Source organism: Woeseia sp. D3-10, assembly GCF_055809415.1.
Window position 1 is genome coordinate 3855775 of sequence record NZ_JBVVTW010000007.1, and the last position, 20308, is coordinate 3876082.

At 55.6% G+C, this 20308-nt stretch carries 22 protein-coding genes; 11 read left to right on the top strand and 11 right to left on the bottom strand.

Annotation, left to right across the window (positions count from 1 at the left end):
- Positions 1 to 234 precede the first annotated feature (234 nt).
- Positions 235 to 780, top strand: a complete 546-nt coding sequence (locus AC0L8N_RS17660) for a hypothetical protein (RefSeq protein WP_473669553.1) — start codon at positions 235 to 237, stop codon at positions 778 to 780.
- A gap of 107 nt (positions 781 to 887) precedes the next feature.
- Here AC0L8N_RS17660 and AC0L8N_RS17665 read toward each other — a convergent pair whose 3' ends face one another.
- The gene (locus AC0L8N_RS17665) at positions 888 to 1319 is read right to left on the bottom strand and encodes an Hsp20/alpha crystallin family protein (RefSeq protein WP_473669555.1); all 432 of its coding nucleotides are present in this window, start codon (positions 1317 to 1319) and stop codon (positions 888 to 890) included.
- A gap of 307 nt (positions 1320 to 1626) precedes the next feature.
- Between AC0L8N_RS17665 and AC0L8N_RS17670 the strand changes: the two genes are divergently transcribed.
- A complete protein-coding gene (locus AC0L8N_RS17670) occupies positions 1627 to 2469 on the top strand; it encodes a PhzF family phenazine biosynthesis protein (RefSeq protein WP_473669557.1) in 843 nt (280 codons plus the stop codon).
- 105 nt (positions 2470 to 2574) lie between these two features.
- Positions 2575 to 3240: an MOSC domain-containing protein gene (locus tag AC0L8N_RS17675; RefSeq protein ID WP_473669559.1), complete on the top strand. Its 666-nt coding sequence runs from the start codon at positions 2575 to 2577 to the stop codon at positions 3238 to 3240.
- A 40-nt stretch (positions 3241 to 3280) separates the two neighbouring features.
- On the opposite strand, the gene AC0L8N_RS17680 is transcribed toward AC0L8N_RS17675, so the two are convergent.
- The gene (locus tag AC0L8N_RS17680; RefSeq protein WP_473669561.1) at positions 3281 to 3823 is read right to left on the bottom strand and encodes a DUF1697 domain-containing protein; all 543 of its coding nucleotides are present in this window, start codon (positions 3821 to 3823) and stop codon (positions 3281 to 3283) included.
- Between the two features lie 121 nt (positions 3824 to 3944).
- Here AC0L8N_RS17680 and AC0L8N_RS17685 point away from each other — a divergent pair, with 121 nt between their 5' ends.
- A complete protein-coding gene (locus tag AC0L8N_RS17685; protein WP_473669563.1) occupies positions 3945 to 5702 on the top strand; it encodes a monovalent cation:proton antiporter-2 (CPA2) family protein in 1758 nt (585 codons plus the stop codon).
- Positions 5703 to 5782: 80 nt separating this feature from the next.
- Here AC0L8N_RS17685 and AC0L8N_RS17690 read toward each other — a convergent pair whose 3' ends face one another.
- Both AC0L8N_RS17690 and AC0L8N_RS17695 read right to left on the bottom strand, forming a co-directional pair.
- A complete protein-coding gene (locus AC0L8N_RS17690) occupies positions 5783 to 6343 on the bottom strand; it encodes an NADPH-dependent FMN reductase (protein WP_473669565.1) in 561 nt (186 codons plus the stop codon).
- A gap of 190 nt (positions 6344 to 6533) precedes the next feature.
- Positions 6534 to 7433, bottom strand: coding sequence for a pirin family protein (locus AC0L8N_RS17695; RefSeq protein WP_473669567.1), 900 nt, complete (start codon positions 7431 to 7433; stop codon positions 6534 to 6536).
- Between the two features lie 120 nt (positions 7434 to 7553).
- On the opposite strand from AC0L8N_RS17695, the gene AC0L8N_RS17700 reads away from it, so the two are divergent.
- Together AC0L8N_RS17700 and AC0L8N_RS17705 are read left to right on the top strand one after the other, a co-directional pair.
- Positions 7554 to 8459, top strand: a complete 906-nt coding sequence (locus AC0L8N_RS17700; RefSeq protein ID WP_473669569.1) for a LysR family transcriptional regulator — start codon at positions 7554 to 7556, stop codon at positions 8457 to 8459.
- Positions 8460 to 8518: 59 nt separating this feature from the next.
- On the top strand, positions 8519 to 9421 hold the full coding sequence (locus tag AC0L8N_RS17705) for a pirin family protein (RefSeq protein ID WP_473669571.1): 903 nt from the start codon (positions 8519 to 8521) through the stop codon (positions 9419 to 9421).
- Between the two features lie 245 nt (positions 9422 to 9666).
- Here the strand turns inward: AC0L8N_RS17705 and AC0L8N_RS17710 are convergent, their stop codons facing one another.
- Positions 9667 to 10227: a GNAT family N-acetyltransferase gene (locus AC0L8N_RS17710; RefSeq protein WP_473669573.1), complete on the bottom strand. Its 561-nt coding sequence runs from the start codon at positions 10225 to 10227 to the stop codon at positions 9667 to 9669.
- Between the two features lie 204 nt (positions 10228 to 10431).
- Here AC0L8N_RS17710 and AC0L8N_RS17715 point away from each other — a divergent pair, with 204 nt between their 5' ends.
- From AC0L8N_RS17715 to AC0L8N_RS17725, 3 genes are all read left to right on the top strand, one after another.
- Positions 10432 to 11016 carry an antibiotic biosynthesis monooxygenase gene (locus AC0L8N_RS17715; protein ID WP_473669575.1) on the top strand — a complete coding sequence of 195 codons (585 nt, stop codon included), beginning with the start codon at positions 10432 to 10434 and terminating at the stop codon, positions 11014 to 11016.
- A 331-nt stretch (positions 11017 to 11347) separates the two neighbouring features.
- Positions 11348 to 12421, top strand: coding sequence for a Yip1 family protein (locus tag AC0L8N_RS17720; protein ID WP_473669577.1), 1074 nt, complete (start codon positions 11348 to 11350; stop codon positions 12419 to 12421).
- Between the two features lie 91 nt (positions 12422 to 12512).
- A complete protein-coding gene (locus AC0L8N_RS17725; protein WP_473669579.1) occupies positions 12513 to 13448 on the top strand; it encodes a D-2-hydroxyacid dehydrogenase in 936 nt (311 codons plus the stop codon).
- Positions 13449 to 13460: 12 nt separating this feature from the next.
- Here AC0L8N_RS17725 and AC0L8N_RS17730 read toward each other — a convergent pair whose 3' ends face one another.
- The 4 genes from AC0L8N_RS17730 to AC0L8N_RS17745 are packed head-to-tail and all read right to left on the bottom strand — an operon-like array spanning position 13461 to position 17166.
- The gene (locus tag AC0L8N_RS17730; RefSeq protein ID WP_473669581.1) at positions 13461 to 14318 is read right to left on the bottom strand and encodes a DUF4437 domain-containing protein; all 858 of its coding nucleotides are present in this window, start codon (positions 14316 to 14318) and stop codon (positions 13461 to 13463) included.
- Between the two features lie 51 nt (positions 14319 to 14369).
- Entirely contained in the window at positions 14370 to 15176 is an 807-nt protein-coding gene (locus AC0L8N_RS17735) for an SDR family NAD(P)-dependent oxidoreductase (protein ID WP_473669583.1), read from the bottom strand.
- Positions 15169 to 16149, bottom strand: a complete 981-nt coding sequence (locus AC0L8N_RS17740; RefSeq protein ID WP_473670229.1) for an LLM class oxidoreductase — start codon at positions 16147 to 16149, stop codon at positions 15169 to 15171. The genes AC0L8N_RS17735 and AC0L8N_RS17740 overlap by 8 nt, the downstream gene beginning before the upstream one ends.
- An 18-nt stretch (positions 16150 to 16167) precedes the next feature.
- Positions 16168 to 17166, bottom strand: a complete 999-nt coding sequence (locus tag AC0L8N_RS17745; RefSeq protein WP_473669585.1) for a zinc-dependent alcohol dehydrogenase family protein — start codon at positions 17164 to 17166, stop codon at positions 16168 to 16170.
- Positions 17167 to 17553: 387 nt separating this feature from the next.
- Here AC0L8N_RS17745 and AC0L8N_RS17750 point away from each other — a divergent pair, with 387 nt between their 5' ends.
- Together AC0L8N_RS17750 and AC0L8N_RS17755 are read left to right on the top strand one after the other, a co-directional pair.
- Entirely contained in the window at positions 17554 to 17925 is a 372-nt protein-coding gene (locus AC0L8N_RS17750) for a hypothetical protein (RefSeq protein ID WP_473669587.1), read from the top strand.
- Positions 17926 to 18294: 369 nt separating this feature from the next.
- Positions 18295 to 18462, top strand: a complete 168-nt coding sequence (locus AC0L8N_RS17755) for a DUF3653 domain-containing protein (protein WP_473669589.1) — start codon at positions 18295 to 18297, stop codon at positions 18460 to 18462.
- On the opposite strand, the gene AC0L8N_RS17760 is transcribed toward AC0L8N_RS17755, so the two are convergent.
- Both AC0L8N_RS17760 and AC0L8N_RS17765 read right to left on the bottom strand, forming a co-directional pair.
- Positions 18459 to 19253: a hypothetical protein gene (locus AC0L8N_RS17760; protein ID WP_473669591.1), complete on the bottom strand. Its 795-nt coding sequence runs from the start codon at positions 19251 to 19253 to the stop codon at positions 18459 to 18461. The two genes, AC0L8N_RS17755 and AC0L8N_RS17760, sit on opposite strands and share 4 nt — an antisense overlap.
- 572 nt (positions 19254 to 19825) lie before the next feature.
- Positions 19826 to 20299 (bottom strand): Mov34/MPN/PAD-1 family protein, encoded by a 474-nt coding sequence (locus AC0L8N_RS17765; RefSeq protein WP_473670231.1) that lies wholly within the window; start codon positions 20297 to 20299, stop codon positions 19826 to 19828.
- Positions 20300 to 20308: the final 9 nt, after the last annotated feature.

The window sequence follows — 20308 nt, forward strand, 5'->3', positions numbered from 1 at the left end:
GCAGGTGGTCGGCGCAGACTGTGTAGCTCGAACGGCCGCACGGCCATGTTCGTAGGTATACAATCCAAGAATACGTTGAGTGCGTAGGCGCCAGACGCCACGAACAGAGGGGTGTCTGGTGGCCTCAAGTGATCGCAGCAGCATCATTGCTGTCTAGCCAGGTTGGGAACGTCGCTCGGGATGACGACACGGTTTTCGGCCTGAAATCCGATCTGAATTGAAGGGGGACAGGCTATGGGGATTTTGTCGTTGTGGATGCCGATCATTGTGTCGGCGCTGATCGTATGGTTTGCGAGCGCGATCGTCTGGATGGTGATGCCGTGGCACAAGAAAGATTGGTCGGCTGTGCCGAATGAAGCGGGTGCGCGTGCTGCATTGAAAGGCCTGGCGAGTGGCATGTACATGCTGCCGTATTGCACGGACCCGAAACAGCTGGAAGATCCGGAGGTTCGTAAAAAGTACGAGGAAGGTCCGATAGCCTGGATCACTGTTGCGCCCAACGGCGTACCTAAAATGGGCGGCAAGTTGGTGTTGTCCTTTGTCTCCTATTTGCTGGTGGCTGTTGTGTGCGCCTACATACTGACCCGCACTGGCACGGTATTGGACGACTATCTGCAGGTGTTTCGCATCACCGGCACTATCGCATTCATCAGTTATGGTTTTGCGTATGTGCAGGAAAGCATTTGGTTTCAGCGGCCATGGTCGGTCACGGCACGAGGTTTTCTCGACGCGCTGATTTATGCACTGCTAACCGGTGGTGTGTTTGGCTGGCTCGCGTAGAGCGTCGATCGCATTGGTCGACGGCGTACGAAAATGGGGGGCGTAAGCCCCCCGAATGTTTCGATGCCGTAGTGCCGGCTTGGCATGGCCAAAGCGCTTGCTTCGAACTATGCAGCGATGCTGATGCGCCGTGGCAATGCTTTCGCCTGTTTCGGAATCGAGATTTCGATAACCCCGTGCCGGTTACTGGCTTCCACTTTGTCGCCATCTACTGTGTCCGGCAGTATGAATCGCCGGTAAAAGCGACCGGAGGCCCGTTCAGAACGTCGGCGTGTCGCGCTCTCGGCGTTCTTGACTTCGCGTTCGCCCGAGATTGTAAGCACTCCACCGTCGAGAGTGATCTCTACGTCTTTCGGGTCCACACCGGGAAGGTCAACCTGAAGTTGAAAGCTATCTTCAAATTCATTGATATCAACGTTGGGTGCCCAGTCAGCCGTTGCGCTGCTGCTTTCGGCGTGTACGCCGTTGGCGAAGAGGCGATTGATCTCGTCCTGCAACTGACTTACTCCTCTCCAGGGTTCGTATCGGATTAATGACATGGTACTGGTCTCCTCAAAAATAGAATGCCTGGCTGTTTAGCGTGCCGGGCTTGCGGCTATCAATTTGTGCGGGCCGACGGATTTCAAGTGCCGTTGCCGGGACGTTCTTGACAGAAAGTTTGGACGTAGAGGGGAGTGCATGAGGAGGGCTTGATGACCGGCAATTTCGCCACAATATAGTCAGGTCGCGGCCGCTATTTACCGGCACGCAGAGAACGCTGGCTTGACGGTAACTGGCCGGTCCAGTGCGATCGCCAGTTGTGGTCCGAGCGATTGCCGGAACGCTGAACGAAGAGGGAGAACGTCGATGAGCACATCGCAGTTGTATCGCTTTACCGCCTTCAGTGACCGGAATGATGGCGGCAATCCCGCTGGTGTGTGGATTGGGGATGCATTGCCAGCACCGGCAGACATGCAGCGTATTGCGGCTGAAGTCGGTTTTTCAGAAACGGCGTTTATCGCACCGGGGTCGGGCAGTGAGCGTGATGTTCGGTATTTCAGTCCGGAAGCGGAGGTAAGTTTTTGTGGGCACGCGACGATAGCCAGTGGCGTATTGCTCGGTATGCAAGAGGGTACAGGCGAGTACCGTTTACAAACGCAGGTTGGCGAAGTGCCGGTCAATGTTCGTCAGGAAAACAGTCGTTTCATTGCAGCGTTGACATCCGTCGAGCCGCGCCACGAATTACCGTCCGATGCTTTGCTGGACAGGGCGCTGACAACGTTGGGCTGGAAGCGTAACGAACTCGACACCGACTTGCCGCCCACAAAAGCGTATGCGGGCGCCTGGCACCTGATTATCGCGGTGAAGAATCGTGCCCGCCTGCAGTCACTCGACTATGCCTTTGACGAGCTGAAGGTATTAATGCTCGAACATGAGCTCACCACTTTGCAGCTCATCTGGCGGGAATCTCCAGCCGTATTTCATGCACGCAATCCGTTTCCGGTAGGCGGTGTTGTTGAGGATCCAGCTACGGGCGCGTCTGCTGCGGCATTGGGTGGTTACCTTCGCGATGCCGGCCTTGTGGCCGGGCCAGCCACTCTGCTCATACACCAGGGAGTGGATATGGGGCGGCCGAGTGCAATCACCGTCGACATTCCGGAAAGGGGTGGGATCGTCGTTTCAGGTACGGCTGTCAGTCTCGATGTGTAACAAACCGGACCCTCGGTACGTTGCACAATTGGTATTTTGACGATAGCGATTTAGGCGGCAAGGGCGGATACTTCGCAGTACCCGCAATGTTGCAGGAACTATGTGATGCAGGCAGAAGTAATTGCAGTGCTAACGGGCAAAACAGCACCTTTCGGTCCCAAGGGCGAAGTCAGCGCCTACCGAAAAAGTCCCGTAACTGCGGCACTCGATATTGGTTCTTTGGGCCTTGCGGGCGATGAGCAGGCGGACCCGCGCTACCACGGCGGGCCTGACAAGGCGATTCTGCAGTACGCGTCCGAGCACTACGCACTCTGGCGACGTGAACAACCGCACGTCAGCACGGAGCTGAGCCAGGCGGGTGCGTTCGGTGAGAATATTTCAAGTGCTGGCATGGACGAGACCACGGTTTGTATTGGCGACCGTTACCGGCTGGGCACGGCAATTGTCGAGGTGAGTCAGGCGCGTCAACCATGCTGGAAATTAGGCCACCGTTTCGGCGACCCGGGAATGGTGGAGGCTGTGGTCGAGTGCGCTCGCAGCGGTTGGTACTACCGCGTATTGGAATCAGGGGTGGTTGCCGCGGGCGATAAAATTGAGTTGCTGGAGCAACCTCACCCGCAATGGACTGCTTCAAAAGTGTTTGAGTTGCTGATAGGTGGCGGTCGCGACAAGGCGGGACTGAGGGCATTGAGCAAACTCGACGTATTGTCTGTCAACTGGCAGGAACGAGCGCGCCGTAAACTGCGGAACTTGAAAGCACGCGACCTGTAGTAGCGCCAACGGCCAGTCAACGTTCTATTGGTCGCCAGGCTTATTCTTGTAGGCTTGCCGCAATTTTCAGGGCCGTATTCCAGTTGCGTACCGTCCCAATTCCACCCATTCGTTCCGGCGACAATGCGCCGCCAAGTTTTGACTGGCCGATCCCTGCACCAAAATAGACCCAGAGATTGCCGTTGATCACCCGGATTTGTTCGTCATCGGTTTGCCAGCGCTCCAGTTTGCAGAAGGCGGCATTCGTGACAGGCTCGCGCATGACGCGCACAGTCACGTGGCTCGGATCGTCAATTGACTCGTTGGGAAACGGGTTGTCAGCAAGCAATAGTTGCCAGTCTTCAGCGGTTCGCAAAATGATGGAAATGGGCCGCCCGAATTGCCTGGCAAAAGTTTGCTCCAGAGAATCCGAGAGGTCCGGCAGGCGTTGCTCTTCGGCCTCAAAGATCAGATTGCCGGTTGCGAGCACGGTACGAATATTCTGCAGACCCATGGCCGCGGCCATCTCCCGCAGTTCAGCCATGATGACGCGCTTGCCCTTGCCAAGGACTACGCTGTACAGCAATGCAACGTAACGGGTCACTGGCCAGCCCCGGCAGTGGTCTTGCTGTCCAATGTTGCCAAGACTCTTACGGCATTTCTAATGCGCTGTCTTTCCATGTCCCCTATATTGTCACTAATTTCACCCGAACGGGCTACTTGGCATGTTTGCAGAAATGATTGTCTTTCTGGTGGGCGCGGTCATCGCTGTCCCACTCTTTCAACGCTTCGGTCTTGGAGCGGTCCTGGGTTACCTCGCCGCTGGCGTCATCATCGGCCCGGCGGGGATGGCGCTGGTCTCTGACGTTGATCGGGTCATGCATACCGCGGAACTCGGTGTCGTGCTGCTGCTGTTCATCGTCGGGCTGGAATTGCGACCCGCACGATTGTGGACCTTGCGTCGTTCAATATTCGGTTTTGGTGGTGCGCAATTACTACTCACAGCAGCGTTCCTCGGTGCGGCAGGACTGGCCGCTGGCCTCAGTGTTAACGCCGCGATTCTCGTTGGTCTCGTGCTTGCCCTTTCGTCCACTGCATTCGCGCTGCAGCTCATGGCTGAACGTAATGAATTGACATCGAGGCACGGCCGCACGGCGTTTGCGACGTTGCTGTTCCAGGATCTGGCGGTGGTGCCGCTGTTGGCGATAGTGCCATTGCTGGGGCAGGGCGAGGGCGCGAGTGTGGGCATGGAAGGGGCTATTCGCGCCGTTCTGGTGTTGCTGGCCGTAGTGTTCGGTGGTCGCTATCTGTTGCGGTACTTGCTGCGCATCGTGGCCAAGAGCGGAGTACGCGAGGCGCTGACGGCCGCTGCGTTGCTAATTGTTCTTGGCACAGCAGAAATAGTGGAGCTAGCCGGATTGTCTATGGCACTTGGCGCGTTTTTAGCCGGTGTGCTGTTGGCCGATTCAGAGTTTCGGCATCAGCTGGAAGCCGATATCGAGCCGTTCAAAGGCTTGCTGCTTGGCTTGTTCTTTATATCCGTCGGCATGTCATTGAACCTGCAGCTTATCGCAGACAGTCCACTGAGCGTTATTGCCGCTGTTGCTGGCCTGGTGTTTCTGAAATTCGCGGCTCTGTTCCTGCTGGGTCGTTGGCACGGTCTGGACACTTCAGCGGCACGCCGCTTGGCATTGATCCTGTCACAGGGTGGTGAGTTCGCGTTCGTGATTTTCGGTGTGGCCGTGGCTGGCAATGTCATTGAAACAGAACTGGCGGAGTTTCTGATCGTCGTTGTGTCTTTGTCCATGGTGACGACGCCTCTGTTGCTGAAGCTTGAGAGCGCACTTTCGGCGGCCGCTAAAGTGCCCGAGGAATTTGACACGATAGACGACGAGCACAATCCGGTCATCATTGCGGGTTTCGGCCGTTTCGGGCAAATGACAGCACGCGTACTGAGGGCGAAGCGAATTGGCTTCACCGCGCTCGACATCAGCCAGGAGCAAGTCGATTTTGTTTCCCGTTTCGGGAACAAAATTTACTACGGCGACGCTTCGCGTCTGGATCTGCTGGAATCGGCCGATGCCGCGAAAGCGAAACTCTTTGTACTGGCCATTGATGATGTCGAAGCATCATTGCGCACGGCAACCATCGTGCGACAACATTTCCCGCACCTCAAAGTGTATGCACGTGCACGAAACCGGCCGCATGCTTACCAGCTGATGGACCTGGGGATTGAGATCATTCGCCGCGAAACGTTCTTGTCCGCATTGGACCTGACGGTGGAGGTCCTGAAAGGTCTTGGGGAAAGTGACGCGGATGCGCGTGAGGCGGTCAACAAGTTCAAGGAACATGACGAACAGCGCCTGTACGAACATCGTGAATCGCACAACGACCAGCAAAAAATGCAAAGCCTTGCGAAGACGGCTGCCAAAGAACTCGAAGAAATGTTCCAGCGTGATCGCGAGGACGGTGTGCGACTGTAAGAGAATTGTCGCCTTACTCTGATCGGGTAAGGCGACTTCACTCTAGAAGGCCTTCACATAGTCCTGTTACGCCGGCGGGGTTAAGCGGACTTGCGTACAAACTCGACGAAGCCGTTCAGGAACGTGCCCAGACGCTCGCCCATTGCTTCATCAACCAGAAGTCCCTGATCATCGAACAGGCTGCTTGCGCGCGGCACCATCAGTCGCCCGCCGTTCCATAGAGAGACGCCAAGTGTCCGCATCACGGGCAACCAGGCGTTTTGCGCGAGCACCGTGCCGAATCCGCCTGGCGTTGCACCCATCAACGCCAGCGGGCGACTGCCGAACACCGTTTGTATATCGGCGGCCGGTCGTGACATCCAGTCAATGGCGTTCTTGAGTACGCCCGGCATCGAGTTGTTGTACTCCGGACTGCAGATCAATATGCCGTCTGCGCTGGCAAATGCTGCCTTCAATTCCGCCACGCGTGGCGGAATACCGGATACGGATTCGTCGTCAAAATTGTAGAGCGGAACGCCTGCGATGGATTCCAGCATCAGTTCGGCGTTCGCCGGCATACGTTCACCAGCGGCCTGCAATAAGCGGGTGTTCAATGATTCGTGGCGAAGGCTGCCGGATACGCCAATGATTTTAGTTGTCATTTTAATCTTTCCTTGTAGCTCTTGTTCACACTGACGGTACGTCGCCAGCCTCGTGTTTTCTGTTTGGGCTGCCAGGACTCTGATCGCGTCGTGTCAAGAACGCATCGCCCGTTGCGGGTGTAGCGATGCTGCGAACAAACCCGCCAGTGCGCAGGCAGGGCGTTGCAACCCTGCCTGCGTCTTGCTCTTGCTAGACCGTAGCGGTCTCCTTCTTTGCCGTTGTTTTCGCACCGAGCGTTCCGAACTGGCCGCGATTAAAATCACTGATCGCGTCGCGGATTTCCGCTTCGGTGTTCATTACGAACGGGCCGTAACCAGCAATGGGTTCATTGATGGGTTCGCCGCTCAATACCAGCAACGTGCTGTCGGTTTCTGCATCGATCGAAATACCACTGTCGTTCCGGTCCAGCATGACCAACTGTGCCTCGCGTACTGCCTCATCACCGTTGATCATTACGTTGCCGCGCAACACCACCAGCATCAACGTACGCCCTTCGAGAAACTGAACGTCTATTGAGCCGCCTGCATTGAGGCGCATATCCCACACATCCATCGGGGTAAACGTCTCGGCAGGTCCTTTGGCACCAGCAAATTCGCCGGCGATGACGCGCACCTTGCCTGCGCCATTTGCCAGTTCAACCGCGGGTATATTGCGGTCCTGTATCGCCTGGTATTTCGGTGCGGACATCTTGTCCTTAGCCGGCAAATTGACCCACAGCTGAATCATCTCCAGCGTTCCGCCATTTTCGGTGAATGCCGGTGAGTGGAATTCATCGTGCAGGATTCCGGATGCCGCGGTCATCCACTGGACGTCGCCCGGCTGTATGGTGCCGCCGGCGCCTGAGGAGTCCCGGTGGGCCACTTCGCCTTCGTAGACGATGGTGACGGTCTCAAAACCGCGGTGTGGGTGTTCGCCAACGCCGCGCGGTTTGGTGCCCGGTTCGAACTTCATCGGCCCTGCGTAGTCGAGCAACAGGAACGGGCTGACGTGCTCGCCGTGGCTGTTGTACGAGAACATTGAACGAACCGGAAAGCCGTCGCCGACCCAATGCTGGCGGGGTGCGCTGTACACGCCAAGTACTTTTTTCATGATTGCCTCCTGAGTTCTAGGGCATGAATGCTTGTCAGGCGGTAATAGTAGATTCGGGACAATCCCGGCGGTAGACTGCAAAAATTGGTTACAGCGTCCTGAATTTGGAACGATAAGACGGTGCAAGACCTCAACGATCTGTATTACTTCGTCCACGTGGTCGACAACGGCGGCTTCGCGCCTGCGAGCCGCGCGCTGGGTGAGCCCAAGTCCAAACTCAGCCGCCGGCTGGCAAAGCTGGAGGAGCGTCTGGGCGTGCAACTGGTGCACCGGTCGACCCGTCGATTCACGGTGACAGACATCGGCAAGACCTACTACGCACACTGCAAGGCCATGCTGGTGGAAGCGGACGCGGCGCAGGAAGCCATCGAAATGACCCGTGCCGAACCGTGCGGCACGGTACACCTGAGTTGTCCGATCACGCTGCTCGAATCAAATGTCAGCGCGATGCTGGTGGAGTTCATGAAGGCCTACCCGCAGGTACAGGTGCACTTGCAGGCCACCAACCGCCGCGTTGATTTGCTCAACGAAGGTGTGGACGTCGCGATACGGGTACGACGGATGCCATTGGCCGACAGTGACATCGTTGTGCGCAGTCTTGGCGATCGCCGGCAGTGCCTGGTCGGCAGTCCGCTGTTGTTTGCCAGCGGCACGCAACCCGCGACACCGGCCGATCTCAGCCGTTTCGCCAGTCTTGGTCACGGCCAGTCACACCAGCAGTTTCGCTGGGAATTGCTGGGTCCGGAGGGTGCCGTAGCGACGATTCGATTCGACCCACGGCTGGTCACCGACGATCTGGCTGTGTTGCGGCAAGCGGCCGTTGCCGGTGTCGGCATCGTGCAATTGCCGCGCCTGATGATCGGCGACAAATTGGCAGACGGGACATTGCTCGAACTGCTGCCTGGCTGGGCACCGCCGCCGGAAACCATTCACGCGGCGTTTGTTTCCAGACGCGGCCTGTTGCCGGCCGTAAGAACACTGATTGATTTTCTTGCCGATCGTTTTGCCGAGCTCGATGACGAGTAGGGTTTGATGAGCCCGGTGACTCGAAACGACTACCGAACAGGAACAGAGAGGATACTGGGATGAGTTACGTTGAATGCACCGCACCGGACTGCAGCGAGTCCAGTGGTTCGATTGAACTGCGGATCGTGCCCAAGGAAAAAGACCTGGGCGAGATGACGGTTCGACGGGTTCTGCCGTCTCCGAACCGGAAATTAGTCGGGCCGTTTATTTTCTTCGATCATATGGGACCGGCCGAGTTTCCCCCGGGCAAAGGCATTAACGTAAGGCCGCATCCGCACATCGGCATCGCGACGATCACGTACTTGTTTGAAGGGGAGATCATGCATCGCGATGATCTCGGTTTCGAGCAGGCGATCCGCGAGGGTGCTGTCAACCTTATGACCGCCGGTCGCGGCATTGTGCATTCCGAACGTGCGGGCAGCGATCTCGAGCAGCACGCGAAGCTGCACGGCATTCAATCCTGGATGGCCTTGCCCGACGGGAAAGAAGAAATTGAGCCTGCCTTCGAGCACGTTCCGGCGGTCGACTTGCCGGATTTCGAATTGGACGGCGTTCGTATCCGGATCATCATGGGCGAGGCCTACGGCAAGACCTCACCGGTGACGACTTACTCGACAACCCTGTACATGGAATGCCGGTTGCCGAAGGGAGCGTCACTGTTACTTCCTGAGCAGTACGCAGAACTCGGCGCCTACGTGGTGAGTGGCTCGGTTCGTATAGACGGCGAGCAATACGAGGGTGGCGTGCTTGCTGTTGCCCGGCGTGGTCGCGCAGTGCAACTGACTGCCGACGAAGACAGTCGGGTTATGGTCATTGGTGGCGACTCAATCGGCCCACGGCATATCTGGTGGAACTTCGTCTCAGGCTCGAAGGAACGGCTGGAACAAGCCAAGCGCGACTGGAAGGAGGGCAGGTTCGGCAAAGTGCCGGGTGATGACGAGTTTATTCCGCTGCCAGACTAGCTCGTGCCCGAGTACCCGACGTAAACATCGGGCATTTTTTCGCAGCAAGACGACATGGCAGCAAGCCAGCGGATGTCAGGCAATGGATTCATTTGAAGTCCTGCCTATGGTTTACAAATCAGGGTCTGACCGTTGAATTGGCACTGCCTGCAAACGTTGTTTTAGCACACATTCGAAAGCCGGAGCGGCTCGTGCGTACAGCAAGAGCGGCCATCGCAAAACGGTCCTGGTTTAAGTGCGTGCTGTCAGAGCGTCTTGCTCATCTTGATCACCACATTCTCCGAGCCATTCGCCGCAATGTGGGTGACGCGGCTGACTTCCCGGTAGCCGCGTGCGTGGTAGAGCGGTTCACCGGGGATCGTAGAGCCCAGTTCAATGGTTTTGAAGCCGGCATCACGGGCGGCGTTCTCGCCGAGCGTTAACAGCAAAGTGCCGATACCGCGTCGCGTCCATTGCGGGTGTGTGTACATCGCGCGAATTCGTGCGGGGTCAACGGCCGGGTTGCTTAAGGAGTCGTCGCGCCCAACCGTGTGGTCGCCGCCGTACAGGGTTTTCCGCTTTCCCCAGCCGCCACAGCCGACGACGAGCGTTTGGCCGTCGTGTTCGGTTTCAATGACAAAATAGGTTTGGTCTTCGAGGAGCGTGCGATCAACCCCCATAGTTTCCTGGGCCGCTTCGATTTCTGCCGCACTTAGAAAGGCTTTCATGTTCTCGGCGATAGCGACACGCATGAGTTCCATAATGGCCGGGACATCGTCCTTCGTGGCATGACGGTGTGTCAGTTGGCACTTTGGCTCGCTCGGCATTTGGCTGGCTCGGCTGGAAGATTTTGTGAGTCGTAATCATAAAACAAGCTGCTGGCTGCCGTCTCTAATTAGTCCGGATTCAATGGTCGGCTTAGGCGACACCGACCCGGCCGGGGAAAATACAGCGTCAAGTGGAGGTTGGCCCTATAGCGTATTATGCTGCGCTCTGATCAACGGGGCGGTAAACGTTCGAGGGACCAGTGCATGAGATCGGGGCAACAAGAGACGGATTACGCCAAGGAGTTCGGTGCGACTATTGTCATTACGCACCGCGTACAGGCCGGGCAGCACGCGGCTTATGAGACGTGGCTCGAGGAAATCGTGCCGCTGTGCCAGTCCCAACCAGGTCACATAGACACGCAATTCGTTCGACCGATTGCAGGAGTGACCGAAACTTACACGGTCATCATTCGGTTCGATACCGACGTACACGCCAACGATTGGCTGCATTCAGACCTTCGCCAGCAAACGGTTGACAAGGTTAGGCCGATGCTCGAGGAGGGCGATGACTTCGTGGTCCGCAGCGGCATCGAGTTTCTGTTCACCGCGTCCGAACTGGCTCCGGCCCGAGCGCCAACTCGCTGGAAGCAGTTTTTGCTTACGTGGTCTGTTATCTATCCGCTGGTTCTGATCGTGCCACTGGCTATCACGGCCTTGCTGCGACCTACCGGCTTGCAGGATGAGCGGCTTGTCGTCACATTACTCGCGACCGGCGTCATCGTTGCACTAATGGTCTATCTGATCATGCCGCGCTATACCAGACTCGTTCACGATTGGTTATTCCGCTAGCTGAGAGTCCAGGTAGCGATCCCTCGCATTGTTGTTAATCTTTGAAAAATAAAATAAAAATGGGTATTTTAGATACCTGATGCAGCTCGCTGGACTGAGGTCGAAGGTAGCTCGACAATTTTAGCCGCACCCGAATAGCGATGACCTCCCGAGCAATTGAGCTACTATTGGTGCGCAGCGAAGATCAAAAAGAAAAACAGCACGGTATCGGTCAGCTCGATACCGGCAAGAGCTTCGCGAAAACCGGATAATGAGAGTGTGTTCCGCCTCGCTTGCAACGCCTGATCGTTGTGCGAGCCGACTAACTACGTATACCCAACTGGAGTCACGCATGTTTGATCCAAACCGAACACTGGCACTTGTTAAAGGCGCGTTGCTTGATGCGGAAGCCACCTGGCGCAGTTACCTGCCGGAAGCGGGTGACTGGAAGCGAACGGCCTTTCTACTCACTGGACCACTTATCGTTGTGTCGATAGCGCTCGCTTATCTCGGTGGTTTAACGAGCAGCGGTTCGTCGCTGATGGGCATGTTCCGACCGACGATTGCTTCGTCCTTGTTCAATATGGTATTTGCTGCTATCGGCATTGGTATTGCGTCGTTTATCTACAGCGCATTGGCGGGCGTGTTCGATGGCAAGAAAGATTTCGCATTGGGTCTTGCCGCGCTCACGTTGGCCTTCGTGCCGGGCTATGTCGGTCAGGCTTTCAGCTGGTTGCCGTGGATTGGTGGGCTCCTGGCGTTCGGTCTCGGTATCTACAGCCTCGTGCAGTTGTGGCGCATCTTGCCTTTGTACCTTGAAGTACCGGCTGCCAAACACGCCGCTCATTACATAGTGTCGCTTATTGCCACGATCATAGTGATGGCGGTGATTGGTTCTCTGTTCGCCGGTATGCGGCCAGGTGCCGATATCTCACGTTCATTCGGTACGGGAAGTGTTTCGGACTCCGGTAATCCTTTATCGGAGTCAGGTAGCTTGCTCGGCGCCGCCATGCGTCAAGGTGAGCTGATGGCTGCGGCTCAAGAGGATAAGTACACGCCACCAGCGGACGGAGAGCTTGCCGAAAAGCAGGTGAAAGAATTCATTCGAACGATGGGCCGCGTTGCAGAGGTGCAGCAAGCGAAGGCTGCACAGCTAAAGGAACTGCAAGCGAAGGCAGAAAACGACGAAGAGATGTCGATAGGGGACCTGACCAGCATGATGGGCAGTGCAACCGGACTGGCAGGGCTCGGCGGGGTGGAGATTGAGATTGTCAAGACATCCGGCGGCAACTGGGCGGAACACACGTGGGTACGCAATTCCCTGCGTACCGCGTGGCTGCAGAAAGACATCAATGACACCGTGAAGCACAACTACGAGTTGTTCCAGGAGTACGAAACGGAGTTGGCGCCGTACATACAACGATAGAAAGCCAATTGCCGCTGTGTTGTCCGTAAGGTTTTGGAGCAGGGCGACTCTGCGGTGATAGCAGGGTTCGAGTTAAGGTCCAATAATATCCATGTCTGAATACTTGATTATTGATGCGGTCGCGGATGCCTACGCAGACGAAATTGCACGCCTTACCGGTGCGCCGTGTACCGGCACGGTATGTACATCGGCTACGCAGGCGTTGGCGAATTATTCCGGTCAACCCGTGGTGTTCGGCAATCCGGACATGGTTGCCTCGGTGCTGCCAGAACTTGCCGATATCGCATGGGTACAGTCCACCTGGGCCGGCGTAACGCCGTTAACGGCAGTGCCGCGCCGCGATTACGTGCTGACGGGTATCAAGGACGTGTTCGGTCCGCCAATGGCCGAATACGTAACGGCCTACATGCTGGCGCACGAACTGAAGTTGTTTGAGCGCATGCAACAACAGCGCGCACGCAACTGGTATCCAAAACAGTCCGGAACGCTTCGTGGCAAACACCTTTGTGTTCTGGGTACGGGTTCGATTGGCGCGTACATTGCTACGGTCGCAACTGCATTTGGAATGAAGACAACCGGAGTCAATCGCTCAGGTACGTCATCGACTGCGTTCGATCAGGTTAAGCCGGTTGACCGTTTGCACGACGTACTGGTTGATGTTGATTATCTTGTGGCAACGTTGCCGGCGACGAAAGAGACAACCAATCTGCTTGATGCGGCAATGCTTGCCCGGCTGCCGGGACACGCGTGCTTCATCAATGTCGGCCGAAGCAACATCGTGAATGACGACGCCCTGATGCAAGCCTTGCGCAACAACAGACTGGCCGGTGCCGTTCTGGACGTGTTCGATACGGAACCGTTGCCCAAAGACAGCCCGTTGTGGGAGACACCGAACCTCGTGGTTACTGCACACAAGGCAGCACCAAGCCAGCCGTCGCTGATAGCACCTGTCTTCGTGGAGAACTACCGGCGTTATTGCCAAAAGCAACCGCTGAAGTACGTGGTTGAGTTCGATCGGGGGTATTGAACAGGGGGGCGGTCATTGTACCGCGGTGAAATCGTAGGTCCCTTCAGTGCTGACATAGAGCAAACATTCGACGTCGGCGATGCACGTAACTTCCTGCTTGGCCCCGTGCTTGGAGCCGAAGTAGCTGCCGGGTGGCAGCGTTTCGTTCCCGGGTTTGTCGTGCATCCCGCGGTTAACCTGCCCCCGAATTACGACAGTGCGTAGCCAGGAACTGCCACCCTGCAACATTCCACTGACACCGGCTGGCAGCTTTAGCAGGGTACCGTTTCTTTTTCCTTCCAATAATTGACCCCAGAGGAAAGCGATTCTGACACCCGTAGCGGAGGGCGACGTCTCGGACCGGTCTAGCCAGGTAACATCTGACGGGCTCAGCCACACGACATTCCTGGCATCGACGTTTACCGGACGTTCGCCATTGTCGAATTCCTCGTCGGATGGCTGCACGAGATACGGGCCTTCGAATATTTCCAGGAATGCGGTGGCATTGTTTCCAGGAGCTGCGGCTGTAATGTGCGATTCGCCCGCAGGTTGCGACCAGAATGAGCCGGGCCCCATCCACAGTCTTGCAGCGGTCGGATCGTCATTGTGCACAGCACCGCTAATCACAATGCCGCGATAAGTGATGTTGTGAATGTGAGGTGGCGAGGAAAATCCGTCGTTGAATACGATCAAGGCTCCGCTAGGGACATTGCTCTTCATATCGCCCCATAGAACACCCGCTCTCGGGCTGGCATCGCCACGAGCCGGGTTGAGTGGTTGAAACGCTACTTCCGATCTTGCAATAACTTCTGTCGTTGTTTCGGCAAAAACTGCAATGTTCATGATCAGCGCGGCATTTATGGCTACAAGTACCAAGACTCTCTTAAGCATCTTTAATTTCCGTACTCCGTTTGATCTGTAGGGATAGGAGGTTGCCGGACACTAGCGGCGTTCCAGTTCGTCCAGCAATGTCTCAATGACATCTACCAACTGCTGGGATTTTCTTGCATTCAGTGCATCTGGGTGAGGTGGTGCGAAATCGCCGGCATCGTTATCAAAGTAACGCCCCGATGCCCCAGCGAATTCATCGTCAAGTGCGGCCCTGGCCAATATGTCTGCGCCGATACCGACGTCAGATCCACCGACGCCATAGGCTTCCTTAACCATTTTAGTGGCCAGGAGCGAACCTGGATTCACCGCGATGATGGCCGGTCCGTCATCTTTCAACGAAAGTGCCAGGCTGCGTGACCACATCGTCAACGCGAGTTTGCTTTGCGCGTAGGCCGCGTTGTCGCTGATTCGATCGCCATGCCCGGCCAGGGCATCGAGGTTGACAGGCGATTGTGCGGCGGACGACAAGTTTATGACCCGGCCGGCGCTGCTCATTATCGGCAGGAGCCGCAACGTCAGCAAATAGGGTGCGATCGTGTTGACGGCGAAGCGAACATCCAGGTTATCGGCCGTTACTGTCTTCGGGGTACGGAAGACACCGGCATTGTTGATCAAGACGTCGAGCGTGCTGTGTTCTTGCAAGACCGCATTGGCCAGTGCAGCAACTTCCGATAACGTCGACAGATCGGCCAGGTAAGTGTCAACCCGACCGTTCGCCGATAATGAACTCGCAGCTTTGCTTAACTTCTCCTGACTGCGACCGTGCAACAGGACGTGATGCCCTTGCTCATTCAGTATCCTTGCCGTTTCCCGCCCAATGCCGTCAGTAGAACCTGTGATGAGAATGGTCTTAGCCATGGTGTTTCTCCGTCACGCCAAAATCCGGCAATACCTCTTTCGCCAGTCGCTTAAGCGTGGTTTCAATGTTCGATTGATTGAATCGCAGATTCAGTGCGACGTGATTGATGCCAATGTCCTGCAGCGATGACAGGTAGTCCCGCAGATGACGCGAACCGAGCCGAAAACCGAGATGGATTGGTTGTGGTGCTGCTTTCGGATCTTCGGCCAGATCAATATACAGCGGTTGCATAACCGGCTTCTGAGCGTCGCCTGCAGCCGCAGTTCGCGCCCGCCAGTCGCTGACAATCTGAGCTTGCTGCGCGACAGCACGAGGGTAAATCATCCAGCCATCGCCATTCTCCGCAATCCACTCAGGGTTTTGCTGGCTGCCGCCGGTGATGAGCAACGGCAGCTTGTCAGTCGCTGGTTTCGGCAGCATGTCCAGATCACCGCGCAGGCTGCCGTAACTGTTTTCGAATGACGGCGTGTGCTGGCCCATGGCCCGGATATACGCAAAGCTCTCGCGAAAGTGTTTACTGCGGTCGTGGAAGGGCAGGTTGAGGGCCGGGTATTCCTCAGGCCGGTCACCGGACGCCACGCCGAGGAGGAGGCGGCCGCCCGACAATGCATCGACGCTTGCCGCTGCTTTGGCGACATGCGCGGGATGGCGCAACGGAAGTACGATGCTCGCAACACCCAGAGCAATGTCGCTGGTCTGGCCAGCCAGCAAACCCAGATAGACAAACGGGTCATAGAGCTGACCGGCATCGCCAAATGACGGCACGTTGAATGGCACATCCCGCAACCAGACCGCAGCGAAACCGAGTGCCTCTGCCAGTTGAATGCGTTCGAGTTGATGCGTCATTGTCGGCACCGGACTGGTTGTGTAGCTCTCGAGTGGCACAACCAATCCAACGCTCAGTCGCGACGGACGAAAAACGGTATTGAACGCCCGGTTGATAGGCTGAAACCCGGCCTGTTCGGCTTTCATGAGCACGCGAGGTTTTCCTCAGGCTGCCTGATCAACAGTGACAACGACTTTGCCAATGGCGTTCCCACTGCTCAGTCGATCATACGCCTGGCCAATGGCTTCAAAGCCGAACTGCATCTCATCCAGTCGTGGCTTTACGGCGCCGGCGTCGACGATCTCAGCCAGCTCCGCGAGAATTGCGCCGTGCTGTTCGCGTTTGTGATCGTGCAGCATCGGGATCAACATGAAGACGACGTGCAACGTAAGGCCTTTGAAATGCGCAGGCGTTAAGTCCAGCTCCAGCATGGACACTGTTGTCGACACCTGTCCGTTCAACGCGGCCGCTGCAAACGAATTCGTGAGATTGGCGCCACCCACGGCGTCAAAAACCACATCGAACCCTTTGTTAGCAGTATGTTTGGTAACGTAGTCGTCGACTTTCTCCGTCCGGAAATCAATGGCTGTTGCGCCAAAATCGCGGATGACATTCAGTTGCTCGGAGCCAGTGCCGGTCGCGTAAACTGCCGCGCCGAAATGCCTGGCTAGCTGGACGGCAATGTGACCGACGCCACCGGCGCCGCCGTGAACCAGGGTTTTGTCACCGGACTTGACGTTGGCTCTACGCAAGCCTTCGTAAGCGGTAATACCGACCAGTGGCAATGCGGCAGCTTCGCGCATTGAAAGCGATTTTGGTTTGTGGGCAATGAGTCTGGAGTCAGCGAGCATGAGCTCGGCAAGTGTGCCTTGCAGGTCCGCGAGCCCACCGGCACAGCCGTAGACTTCGTCGCCCTGTTTGAAATTGGCTACGCCGTCGCCGACTGATTCGATCGTGCCAGCGAAGTCCATGCCCAGTACCGCTGGCAGAGCAGGGGAAAGAGGAAGGTCATTGCCCATCGCTCGAATCATTGTGTCGATGGTGTTCACGCTGGTAGCCGCCACACGGACGACTACGTGACCTGGCATTGCCGTGGGATGCGGGAGTTCGGTCGCCTGGAATGCGGAATCGGTACCGTACTCGTTAAGAATCATTGCTTTCATTGTGTGTCTCCTCGTTGTTGCGAGGAACCATAGAGTGTTAGCGATTCAAAGAGAATCCACCGTTATTCGAAAAGACAATTCGGAAATTGCAGATAAACCGCGCGTGCCTGGTACTGGCTCAGAACATCTGAAGTGACCGTGTTGCCGGCACATTGGTTGATATGCGAGCTACATTGCGTAGCTTTACACGCCAATTCGCTTGGAGTCTGTTACAGGTAAGCCCGTTGAATACAGGACAACGGCTATGGTTACGTAGGGCGGGATAACCGAGCTTTCTTTGGAGTAGTGATTGCCTGACTTCGGGTGGCATCTACCAGGTCAATATCGAATTTAACATAATATACATTATGCGCATAGGTTAACGTTCAAGCCCTAAGAGGCTTGAACATGACAAAACACCCCAAACGGCTCAATCAGGGCCACCAAGGCGCACGCCGACTGAGTGCGCCAGACCGAACTCCACCGCACAGCGATACTGTGACGAACGCTGAACCCAATGAAATGGTTCAGCTAAACCAACGCTGTCCGTCCTCCCGGACCTCGTACCTCCACGGTCTGGAGTTTCAGCCTCCCGCAGAGCTGGCACGGCGTGGTGTAACCGCGATTAGTGCTACTCGATGCTTCGGCTGTGGCGAGGTTCGGCTGGCCGGCAGTTTCGACCCCGATGTCGATCCTTGCGAGTTGTCTGAGGAACTCGACGAGATCGCACAGTTGCTGTCTGAGGTCGCTGCGGAGATGGCTCATGCGCCGCGGCACTGAGGTAACGGGAGCCGCTGCCGCTGCACGTGCGAAGCACGGCGGCGCGGCGCGACCGGCCTCTGGGCTTGTCACACGTCAATACAGCTTAATAAATCTTGGGCGCCCACGGCTGGGGTAGCTTTCGCCAAAGCGTGAATTGAAGTAGCAAAGAATGCCGTTTCGACGGATTTCGTAACTACTATTCGGTTAATCACGTGGGTCGCAAACGAACACCATCATCACCGCTTAATCCGCTCTACGGCTACCCTACTGAATTGATCGCGGAATGGTGTGGGTGTGCCCATCAGTACTGCAAAACGATACAAGGCAGGTACTCGCGCTGCGCCAGTTCCAGTCCTTCGGCTATTTCGTCTATACCGAGATCAGTAAGTGCTTGCTAAGGAATGGGCTGGATTTAGAGTTAAAGGAGATTCGCTGGTTGCACCAAACGGCGAAATGCTTGGCCCGCGAGATGTTTATCGTTGGCGCCTACTTTGCCAACTACTTTCGGAAAGTGACTCGGCGCGGTATCGGGAACGGCTCAAAACGGCAAGCTAGTTTTTCTTTGCCTTGGTGTAAGGCATAGAAACGACTAGCGCCATTAGTGCTTCCAAACTAAAGCGTCTATAAAATTTCATAAATGCCATATAGGCAATATACGAAAATAACGCGAGGCCAAATACGGCGTAGAAACTAATTTGTGGCGTGCAACTTGCTTGTTCTAACAGTGCTATCCAAAAACCGATGATCAATAGAGCGGAAAGACTTCGAAGGAAGCCGTACAGAGCTACATAGTTTTGCATCTTCGGAAAATGATTTGGACTGTTCTCCACGCAATAGTGATACACAACTCTGAAGAAGTCGCATTTCGACCCGTCATAAAGATCATGTTGAAGTCCACACTCGTTCATTAGCAAGCTTATACGAGATTCAATGGCGTCCCGCAGGTCTACGTCTAGGGGTTTCGCGTATACGACGCGAAGCTGAAGAAGGCATCCAATTACTAGATCGAGCACTGCGACGGGAAGAATTGCGAAGCCGACCAATGGCCTCCAAAATACCTCGGCAAATTCGCGATTGCCAAAGAACTTCGGTCTCTTCTTCTTCAACAGAATGGCCGACGGATAACCCAGCGTCCAGATTGAATATCGTTCTATAGTGATTGAAGAGAGAAAGTTTAATAGGTGCCCTATTGAATAGGCAGCGAGTGTAAAGGCTACGTACTGCGTTGCCGAAATTTGTTCTACTGAAATTCCGTTAGCATAGCCAACACCGAATAGAAGTATGGCGCCCGGCGTGAAGTAGCCGAGAAAGTCATAAATGGAAAACGGATTCTGCTTAGTGAGCACTGAGCTACCCTGCTTTTTTTAACTTCTTATTGTGGGTAAACGAATTTCCAAGCTGCCTACGCGATGATCATACATGGTCCAAAGTGGATGAGGATAAAAACCAGTAAGTAACTGGAAAATCAGTGGGTTACTAATGCTGAGATAATTCTCTTGATATACATTTTGCGCACATAGAATGGTCACAGTTAGCCGATCTTGTGACCGCAAGACAGGCGATCAGCTCCTGGCAGTAAGAACACGATCTGGCCTATTCTCCGAATAAGAGACGAAGACTTGTTTTCCGAAGAGGTCGATATTTCGCTCTCGGGCCGCAGCGACTCGCCAGATACTCCACGAAGCTTGCGCGATTATTTACCGGAGCCCCTTGTTGAGGATAACGTTCGGGCGTTTCGCGCAAAGGTGATCGATTACGCCTGTGGCTGGTAGAGGCATCTCAAAGAGAGGAAAGACAATTTCACCCATTTAATCAAACTAGCTTAATAAACTTTTCGATCGAGTTGCTCATTTGGCACGTGGCAAATCTCCCCTGCCTATGCACGCAAGCGAGGCTCGGACCATCATCACCAACAACACTACTCAAAGATCAAACCTTTCTCGCCATGCTCAATTAGGGACATGACTGTCGTGGTTTTCTTCCTTTTTGCTTGAACTGTCTTGAATACATTCCAGCCCGACGGCGAGACGATGATAAATACACATGGAAGGCCTAGCGTGTCGACAACGCCATGCCACGCTTTCTTGTCGACGGGTGAGGGTTGCGCGGATCCATAGGGATGTGAGTGCCACTCGCCCACGTACGTCTTGGTCTGCTTTGAGCGCCGCCATTCAGTCTCCGCGGTTCGCTGATGGTGACGATCGCAGCGAACAAACGAACTGTACGTTGACCGGTCGTCTGGGCCTGGCTCGGTTCGGCTTATAACCTCAACGTGCGGCCCGCGATAGCAACCAATTAGAATTCCGCCAACCTCGGGCTGGCCCGAACAGCGCGTTGCAGTCGACTCAAAAAACTCGCAGGTCGCGTAGTCTATCAGTGTGTAGCGTAAAATAGTGTCGCC

Coding starts and splice junctions, on each gene's coding strand:
- AC0L8N_RS17745 (WP_473669585.1), bottom strand. CDS start 17,166: ATGAAAGCAATGATTCTTAACGAGTACGGTACCGATTCCGCATTCCAG.
- AC0L8N_RS17690 (WP_473669565.1), bottom strand. CDS start 6,343: ATGACAACTAAAATCATTGGCGTATCCGGCAGCCTTCGCCACGAATCA.
- AC0L8N_RS17675 (WP_473669559.1), top strand. CDS start 2,575: ATGCAGGCAGAAGTAATTGCAGTGCTAACGGGCAAAACAGCACCTTTC.
- AC0L8N_RS17725 (WP_473669579.1), top strand. CDS start 12,513: ATGTCTGAATACTTGATTATTGATGCGGTCGCGGATGCCTACGCAGAC.
- AC0L8N_RS17735 (WP_473669583.1), bottom strand. CDS start 15,176: ATGGCTAAGACCATTCTCATCACAGGTTCTACTGACGGCATTGGGCGG.
- AC0L8N_RS17685 (WP_473669563.1), top strand. CDS start 3,945: ATGTTTGCAGAAATGATTGTCTTTCTGGTGGGCGCGGTCATCGCTGTC.
- AC0L8N_RS17715 (WP_473669575.1), top strand. CDS start 10,432: ATGAGATCGGGGCAACAAGAGACGGATTACGCCAAGGAGTTCGGTGCG.
- AC0L8N_RS17670 (WP_473669557.1), top strand. CDS start 1,627: ATGAGCACATCGCAGTTGTATCGCTTTACCGCCTTCAGTGACCGGAAT.
- AC0L8N_RS17665 (WP_473669555.1), bottom strand. CDS start 1,319: ATGTCATTAATCCGATACGAACCCTGGAGAGGAGTAAGTCAGTTGCAG.
- AC0L8N_RS17730 (WP_473669581.1), bottom strand. CDS start 14,318: ATGCTTAAGAGAGTCTTGGTACTTGTAGCCATAAATGCCGCGCTGATC.
- AC0L8N_RS17740 (WP_473670229.1), bottom strand. CDS start 16,149: ATGAAAGCCGAACAGGCCGGGTTTCAGCCTATCAACCGGGCGTTCAAT.
- AC0L8N_RS17750 (WP_473669587.1), top strand. CDS start 17,554: ATGACAAAACACCCCAAACGGCTCAATCAGGGCCACCAAGGCGCACGC.
- AC0L8N_RS17660 (WP_473669553.1), top strand. CDS start 235: ATGGGGATTTTGTCGTTGTGGATGCCGATCATTGTGTCGGCGCTGATC.
- AC0L8N_RS17695 (WP_473669567.1), bottom strand. CDS start 7,433: ATGAAAAAAGTACTTGGCGTGTACAGCGCACCCCGCCAGCATTGGGTC.
- AC0L8N_RS17710 (WP_473669573.1), bottom strand. CDS start 10,227: ATGCCGAGCGAGCCAAAGTGCCAACTGACACACCGTCATGCCACGAAG.
- AC0L8N_RS17705 (WP_473669571.1), top strand. CDS start 8,519: ATGAGTTACGTTGAATGCACCGCACCGGACTGCAGCGAGTCCAGTGGT.
- AC0L8N_RS17720 (WP_473669577.1), top strand. CDS start 11,348: ATGTTTGATCCAAACCGAACACTGGCACTTGTTAAAGGCGCGTTGCTT.